Source organism: Methanoculleus sp. (assembly GCF_035363275.1).
GTDB lineage: Archaea > Halobacteriota > Methanomicrobia > Methanomicrobiales > Methanoculleaceae > Methanoculleus.
The window spans coordinates 48,314-54,878 of record NZ_DAOSET010000011.1 but is presented as its reverse complement, the minus strand read 5'-3'; the positions used below and the strand labels follow the sequence as shown (position 1 = coordinate 54,878).

General features: G+C 64.5%; 6 protein-coding genes. 1 reads left to right on the top strand and 5 read right to left on the bottom strand.

Annotated features, from left to right (window positions below; genetic code table 11):
• Positions 1 to 209: 209 nt before the first annotated feature.
• The 3 genes from PLN84_RS03775 to PLN84_RS03765 all read right to left on the bottom strand — a co-directional run bounded on the left by PLN84_RS03775 (position 210) and on the right by PLN84_RS03765 (position 3,568).
• Positions 210 to 1,976 (bottom strand): CotH kinase family protein, encoded by a 1,767-nt coding sequence (locus PLN84_RS03775; RefSeq protein WP_292559183.1) that lies wholly within the window; start codon positions 1,974 to 1,976, stop codon positions 210 to 212.
• A gap of 101 nt (positions 1,977 to 2,077) precedes the next feature.
• Positions 2,078 to 2,305: a hypothetical protein gene (locus PLN84_RS03770; RefSeq protein ID WP_292382597.1), complete on the bottom strand. Its 228-nt coding sequence runs from the start codon at positions 2,303 to 2,305 to the stop codon at positions 2,078 to 2,080.
• 114 nt (positions 2,306 to 2,419) lie between these two features.
• Positions 2,420 to 3,568 (bottom strand): PQQ-binding-like beta-propeller repeat protein, encoded by a 1,149-nt coding sequence (locus PLN84_RS03765; RefSeq protein WP_292382595.1) that lies wholly within the window; start codon positions 3,566 to 3,568, stop codon positions 2,420 to 2,422.
• 125 nt (positions 3,569 to 3,693) lie between these two features.
• On the opposite strand from PLN84_RS03765, the gene PLN84_RS03760 reads away from it, so the two are divergent.
• Complete coding sequence (locus PLN84_RS03760) at positions 3,694 to 4,140, top strand: C-GCAxxG-C-C family protein (protein WP_292559184.1); 447 nt, start codon at positions 3,694 to 3,696, stop codon at positions 4,138 to 4,140.
• Between the two features lie 10 nt (positions 4,141 to 4,150).
• Here the strand turns inward: PLN84_RS03760 and PLN84_RS03755 are convergent, their stop codons facing one another.
• Complete coding sequence (locus tag PLN84_RS03755; RefSeq protein ID WP_292559185.1) at positions 4,151 to 5,332, bottom strand: PLP-dependent aminotransferase family protein; 1,182 nt, start codon at positions 5,330 to 5,332, stop codon at positions 4,151 to 4,153.
• 90 nt (positions 5,333 to 5,422) lie between these two features.
• A complete protein-coding gene (locus PLN84_RS03750; protein ID WP_292382590.1) occupies positions 5,423 to 6,535 on the bottom strand; it encodes an acyltransferase in 1,113 nt (370 codons plus the stop codon).
• Between the last annotated feature and the right edge of the window lie 30 nt (positions 6,536 to 6,565).

Here is a 6,565-nt window from a genome sequence, read left to right as displayed (position 1 = left end):
GTAGAGGCCGCGGGTTCAAATCCCGCCGGGTCCACTCTTCTTGTTTTCCGTTGAACTTTTCCCGCTACGTTTTTCTTGAGTTCATAGGCGACCGCAGGTCGCCGGGGGTGTCGAGAGGGGCGCAGCCCCATCGTTTCGGAAAAGACCGATCTCCCTGTCCTTTTGCCAGGAAGCCGTGTTGCCTCCCCCGGTGGTAGCGGGCTGCGTGTTCATTGCACCCGTGCCCACGACGGCGTCTCCGGCAGCACCAGCATGAACCCCGTCGTGCCGTTCAGCGAGACGTCTGCGGACGCCTTGTTCGAGTAGGGGTTGACATAGGTCTCAAGCATCACCGGTCTCCCCGTTCCGTCCTGCCGGACGATCCTGAGGTCCCACTGGGAATAACCCGCGTCCCGGACCGCCGCGTCGGAGACAAACCAGTTCCCCACCGGGAAACAGCACGATTCGACGTCGTTCCTGTAGTAGAGGGTCAGTTTGCCGCGAACGTCGGCGTCGCCCGCATCGAACTGCCAGTGCCGGTCGATACCGGGGTTGAACGGCGTCCGGCCCACCGTAGCGGTGATTGTGCCCGGCTCCGTCACGTTAACGACTTCGAGGCTCGCGATCACCCATCCCCCGGGATCGGTGAAGTAGACGGTACTCTCCTCCGGGTCGGCCGGCAGCTCGACCGAGGCGGTATAGTAGTCCCCGGTGCCGGGCACGATCGCTCGCCGGAGGAACTGGTGCCGGAGCCGCACAAAGTCCTGTATCGCTTCGGTGTGGTATACCAGGTAACCAATATCGCCGTGATGGTTCTGCGGGTGAAGCACGAACGCGTCCTCCCCCGGCGTGATGTTCAGCCTCTCCCCGATCGTCTCCTCGTGGAGGGCAACCTGGCCGGCATAGTAGTCTTCGGTGAAGACATCGTCCATCAGGAAGAGGATGCGGGCCTCAAGCCGCTCGCGAAGCTCGGGGGTCTGGAGGAACTTCGCCACCAGATCGTTCTCCCACCCGGTTGCTATCGGCGACTCATACCCGAAGTAGTCGTTGACCGTGGTGCCCCTGCGGGTATGCGTGCCGAACGTGAGGTCCTTGTCCCAGGGTATGACTATCCACCCGGCGTCCGGATTGGCGGTGTCCAGGTAGAGCCAGTAGTCGTCGCCGAACGAGTCGACGTCGCCGATGAGATAATGAATCGCCAGCCAGTCGATGAAGTTCTCCTCATCGAACCGCTGGATAAACCCCTCTTCAAACTCCGGGCCGGCAGGGGTCCGGTAGACCCAGGAGACGAGGTCCCGGACCGCCTCCCAGTCCGGGTCGCCCCGGCTGTCCATGGTCGCTTCGAGGAAGGCTTCCGGGTCGTCCTGCTTGTCGATGGGAAACCCGAAGACCGAGGGGCGGTTGACCTCCGGCAGGTAGTAATGGTTCCGGAAATCGTCGGCGACCAGGGTCCCGGCGGGGTTTAAGCCGTTGCTTGCGAGCAGATCGCCGTCGACCCGCTCCGCGTGAACATACAGGCCTTCATAAATTCCATTGATGTAGAGGTCGAAATACTTCGTCCTCGGCGCCGGTTGGTCCAGAACACGGAAGAGATCCATCGCGAGCCTCTCCCGCATCATCGTGGGATCAGTGTAGGTGGCCTTCAGGTTCATGGTGCTGCTGCCGAAGAGGAACTCCTGGGGGCCGGCAAAAAGGATGTTGAACGATTTTTTGGGCAGTTCCCGTGAGGAGGTGCCCCGGAACCGCACTCCTTCAAGTTCAATATCCTCGCCGTCAGGAGAGAGCCGCACATAACCGCCCAGCCGTTCGTCTGACTCGTCGCCACGGGTATAGAGGTCGAGGAGGTCCTCCTCGTCCATGAAGAGGTAGAGGTCCTGTACGCCTGAATCCCGCCCGGTCGTATCCTCGTATCCCGCCACTGCGGGTATGGTAGAGGCAACTGCGAAGATCACGAAGAGTATGCCGGCCATTAGCCGCGCTGCTGGACGTACTGCCATGCCGTGCAGACATACGTCAGGCGGTATTAATCTTCCCGCATCGCTGCAGCACCACGGATGGCCGGGGAGAGGACGGGGATTCCGGGAGGCACCCCTCGTCCCTACTTCTTCCCCTGCTGCCGGGCGATCCGTTCTTCGGCCTTCTTTGAGGTCTCGTGTTCTGCCCGCGGCGTCGGGGTCTCGGGTGCCCCCGGCGGGCGGCTTTTCTCCCGGCCTTCGTCGCCGAGCTCGGACGGGACCGGGCTGTAGACGATATCGGTCCCCTTATCTTCGAACGGGATCTCCTCATCAGGCCGGTCTTCCCGCTTTCTTCTCTCTTCCTGTGCCACCTGCATCACTTCCCTGACGGTCCCGGCAACCCCGCTGGAACCGCCCGGGTGCTGCTCGGTCCGGGTACGTGAAAGCCCTGCCGGTGAAGGGGAGATCCCCCTCTCCCGCGTCGTTTACCGGCGCCGGGAGAGGCCGCGGGCCGCGCCGGCCGCAACGGCGATGATCCCGATGAGGGCGCCCGCTCCCCCGGCCTCTGTGGGCGTTGCTGTGGGCGTGGCGTTCTCCGCAGGCGTTGCCGTCGTTGCCGCCGGCACCTCGGCCGTCCTGAAGATGAACGCCTGCTCTCCGGCGCCCGCAGCGAGATAATCGCCGCTCCCGGAGAGAGCGACCGCCGTCACGGGTGCACCGGCATCAAACGACCACCGTTCCGCCCCACCTCCGGTGAAGAGGTGCACGGACCCGGCGGCGGTCCCGGCCGCGACAATTTCGCCCCGCCGGGATATCCCGACGGTGAGGACGTCGCTTCCCGTCCGGTTCTGCCAGGCGAGTCCCTGGCGAGGCCGGTAACACTCCAGATCGCCTCCCTCCTTCCCGACGGCCACGAGTTGCCCGTCAGCAGAGAGGGCGAGCGTGAGGATGGGTGCTCCGGTCTGCACCGCCCAGGGGAGCCCCCCGGCCCTGCCGTAGACCTGGAGGACACGGCCCCGGCTTCCGGCGGCGACGACCGATCCGTCACGGGAGACGTCGACCGCGGTGACCGCACCCCGGGCGAGCCCCTGCCACATGAGGTTCCCCTGCCTGCCGAAGAAGTGGACGGCGCCGTTATCGCTTCCGGCGACGATGTAGTTCCCGTCGGCAGCGAATGCGACGGACGACACGATTGTGTTGGCCCCCGTCGAGAAGTTCCAGTCTTCCAGACCCTGGTAGTCGAAGAGCGTGACGCGGTTGCTCCCCGCCGCGAGGAACTTGCCGTCTCCCGGGAATGAGAGATCGCGGACGGGTCCTGCGACGCTCCCGGTCCAGTAGCGGTTGCCGCTCCGCTCGTCGAGGACGAGCACGTCGCCCGCACCGGTCCCGGCGGCCACGTAGTTTCTGGCGTCCGCAACGGCGACTGCCGTCACCGGGCTCCCGGCACTCATGTTCCAGGCGACCGTGCCGTCCTGTTGCAGGCAGATAATACCTCCCCCTTCGGTCCCCGCGAGCATATACCGGCCGTCTCCCGCGATCGCAACGTCGTTGACGGTGCTTCCCTCCGGTATGCTCCGGTACGATGCCTCCGCTCCTGCCGCTGCCGGGATCAGAACGGCGACGAGAACGATCATCACTGCTCCTCTCCACATGGTAACGCTCTTCTCCTGGTCTCTTCTTTCCCTGACCGACTCTTAATATCTTCCCCCGGACCTCCCGCGCAAGTTTGAAGGGGGCGGGTAGCGAATCACCCCTTCAGGTGAGTTCTACGACAGAACGTTCGGAGAGAGCGGTTGCCCGCTTCATGCAGGGCTGTAATTGTGCGCAGGCAGTCAGTTCGGTCTTCGCCCGCGACGCCGGGGTGCCGGAGGAAGTCATCCTCCGGGCGGCCACCGGGTTTGGGGGCGGAGTGGGGCATACGGGGGGCGCCTGCGGGGCCGTATCGGGCGCGGTCCTCGTGATCGGGCTCCTGTTCGGGAGCACCGGTCCTGAGGGAAAAGAGGCGAAGGAGCGGACCTACGCCGTCACGCAGGAGTTCATCGCCCGCTTCGTCCGGAAGCACGGGACCGTCTCATGCACCGGGCTCCTCGACTGCAATCTCTCGACCGACGAAGGGCTCGGCCGGGCCCGCGAGCAGGGTCTCACCCGGACCCTCTGCCCCGGGTACGTCCGGGATGTGGTGGAGATCCTCGAGAGGATGCTCTGAGCCGGGGGGATCACCCGGTGAACGTGCGGATCGCTGCGCCGAGGCGCCGGATCCCCTCGACGATCTCTTCTTCGCCTGCATTCGAGAAGTTCAGGCGCATCGCCGTGTCCCCACCCCCATCGACGTAGAACGCCCTGCCCGGCACGAACGCGACGTTCGCCCGGAGGGCGATCTCAAGGAGCCGCATGGTCGAGCAGCCCTCCGGGAGAGTGACCCAGAGGAACATCCCGCCATCCGGCCGGGTGTAGTGGGCGCCCTCCGGGAACTCCTCCTCGATCGCAGCGATCATCAGGTCGCGCTGTATGCGGTATGCCCGGGTGATCCGCTCGATATGAGCGTCGATATCGTTTGTCTCGACGTACCGGGCGATAATTCGCTGGGCAAGGGTGTTTGAGTGCAGGTCGGAGGCCTGCTTCGCCACGGTGATCTGCCCGAGGATCTCGTGGGGGCAAGCGACCCAGCCGATCCGCAGTCCGGGCGTGACGATCTTGGAGAAAGAACCGGTGATGATCGTCGCATCGTCGAGGTACTGCCTGACGGAAGGGAGGTGTCTCCCGTCGAACCGGAGTTCCCCGTAGGCGTCGTCTTCGACGAAGATCGTCCCGGTGTCGGCGAGTGCGGCAGCGATGGCACGCCGCTTCTCCTCTGAATAGGTGATTCCGGACGGGTTCTGCGCGTTCGGGACGCCGTAGAAGAGCCTGGCCGGCGTCTCCTCCAGCATCGCTTTCAGACAGTCGATATCAGGACCGTCGTCAAGAAGCGGCACGGGACGGAACGCGGATTCGTAGAGAGAGAATGCCTGGATCGCGCCGAGGTAGCCCGGCCGCTCGATGAAGACCGGATCGCCCGGGTCCAGAAAGACCTTCCCGATGAGGTCAAGGCACTGCTGGGAGCCGTTCGTGATCAGGATCTCGTCCGGGCCGACAGAGAGACCGAGGCGCTGCCGGTAGCGTTCGGCGATGAACTCCCGCAGCGGGAGATAGCCTTCGGTCGTGCTGTACTGCAGGGCTGCCCTCCCCGCATCCGCCATGACGTCTCGCGCGGCCGTCGCCAGTTCCTCAACGGCAAAGAGCGAGGGGTTCGGGAGCCCCCCTGCGAACGAGATGACCTCGGGCTTCTCAGTCATTTTGAGGATCTCGCGGATGAAGGATCGGGGCGTCTTTTCCATGCGCGAGGCAAAATAGTACGCCATACTCTCGTATCCTCTGTAACAAGTAATCTTTACGCTTCTATCCGGGATAATAGGTGCTGCCGGCGTCATTGCCGGGCGTCATCCCGTCTCTCACCGCCCGGCGGAGAGGAGGGCTTCCGCACGCACCCGGTACTCCCGGACGACATTTGCCGGCGAGGCTCCCTTCAGCGCCAGCGCCCGCCGCTCGACGAGGTGCCAGGAGAGGAACGCGAGAGCAAACGTCACGGCAAACGAGAGCCCGCCGAGTGCCGGGAGGAGGAGGGTGTTGCCCGCGGCCTGGATCAGCACCTGCTGGACCGGGTAGTGGTAGATGTAGATGCCGTAGGAGAAGTCACCCGATCTGCCGAAGGTGTTCAGAAACGGGACCGGTAGGTGTGCGGCGTAGAGGGTGAGGTAGGGGATGGCGATCACCCCGACGATGGCCGGGTAGGGCGTCAGGACTGAAGCGCCGAGTAGCAGGAGCAGCCCCCCGGCGATGACCGGCCGGTAGACGATCCGCTCACGGTGGAGGTAGAGGTAGGCGCCGATGATGAAGTAGAGGGTGAACCGGATCTTCGCCATCCGGGGGTCGTCGAACCAGGCCATCCACAGGAGGACGTTTACGGCGGCGAGGGCGAGGAGAGCGGACTTGCGCCACAGAAATCCGGCTATCCCGAGGACTGCGACGACACCGTACATCGCGACCTCGACGGGTATCGTCCAGAGCGAGCCGTTGACGTAGGTCCACGGGTTCTCCTGGAAGAGGCCTATGGCCGATCCGTTCTCAAAGAAGGGGATGGTGGCGAGCCCGGCCGGGGAGAAGAGGGCGGTAAAGTATTCCCCTATAGGTAGGGTCGTCATCAGTGGGCCGATGACGAAGAGCGTCAGGGCGATCGCGAGGACAAGGGCCGGGACCACCCGGAGGAACCGTTTCCAGGCGAACCGGAGCGGGGATGCGGTCGATTCCCAGCTTGCCGCGATCAGGTAGCCGCTGGTGACGAGGAGGGCTGCAAGCGCCCCCTGCCCGATGAGCACGAACGGGTCGGTGAGCCCTATGCCGACATAGCCGAGCCTGAGCGCGTAAGCGTGCGTGACGACGATTGCCGCCGCCGCAGCGAACCGCAGGAAGTCGAAGTTGTTCGAGAACCGGGCCCCGGCGCCCTGGCCCGCATGACGGGAACTGGTTCCACCCTCCGGGGCTGCTCCCGGGTGCTCTGTAATCATGGCGGTCTGATCCTTTCTCTCACCTGTACC

Coding starts and splice junctions, on each gene's coding strand:
- PLN84_RS03765 (WP_292382595.1), bottom strand. CDS start 3,568: ATGATCGTTCTCGTCGCCGTTCTGATCCCGGCAGCGGCAGGAGCGGAG.
- PLN84_RS03755 (WP_292559185.1), bottom strand. CDS start 5,332: ATGGCGTACTATTTTGCCTCGCGCATGGAAAAGACGCCCCGATCCTTC.
- PLN84_RS03775 (WP_292559183.1), bottom strand. CDS start 1,976: ATGGCAGTACGTCCAGCAGCGCGGCTAATGGCCGGCATACTCTTCGTG.
- PLN84_RS03750 (WP_292382590.1), bottom strand. CDS start 6,535: ATGATTACAGAGCACCCGGGAGCAGCCCCGGAGGGTGGAACCAGTTCC.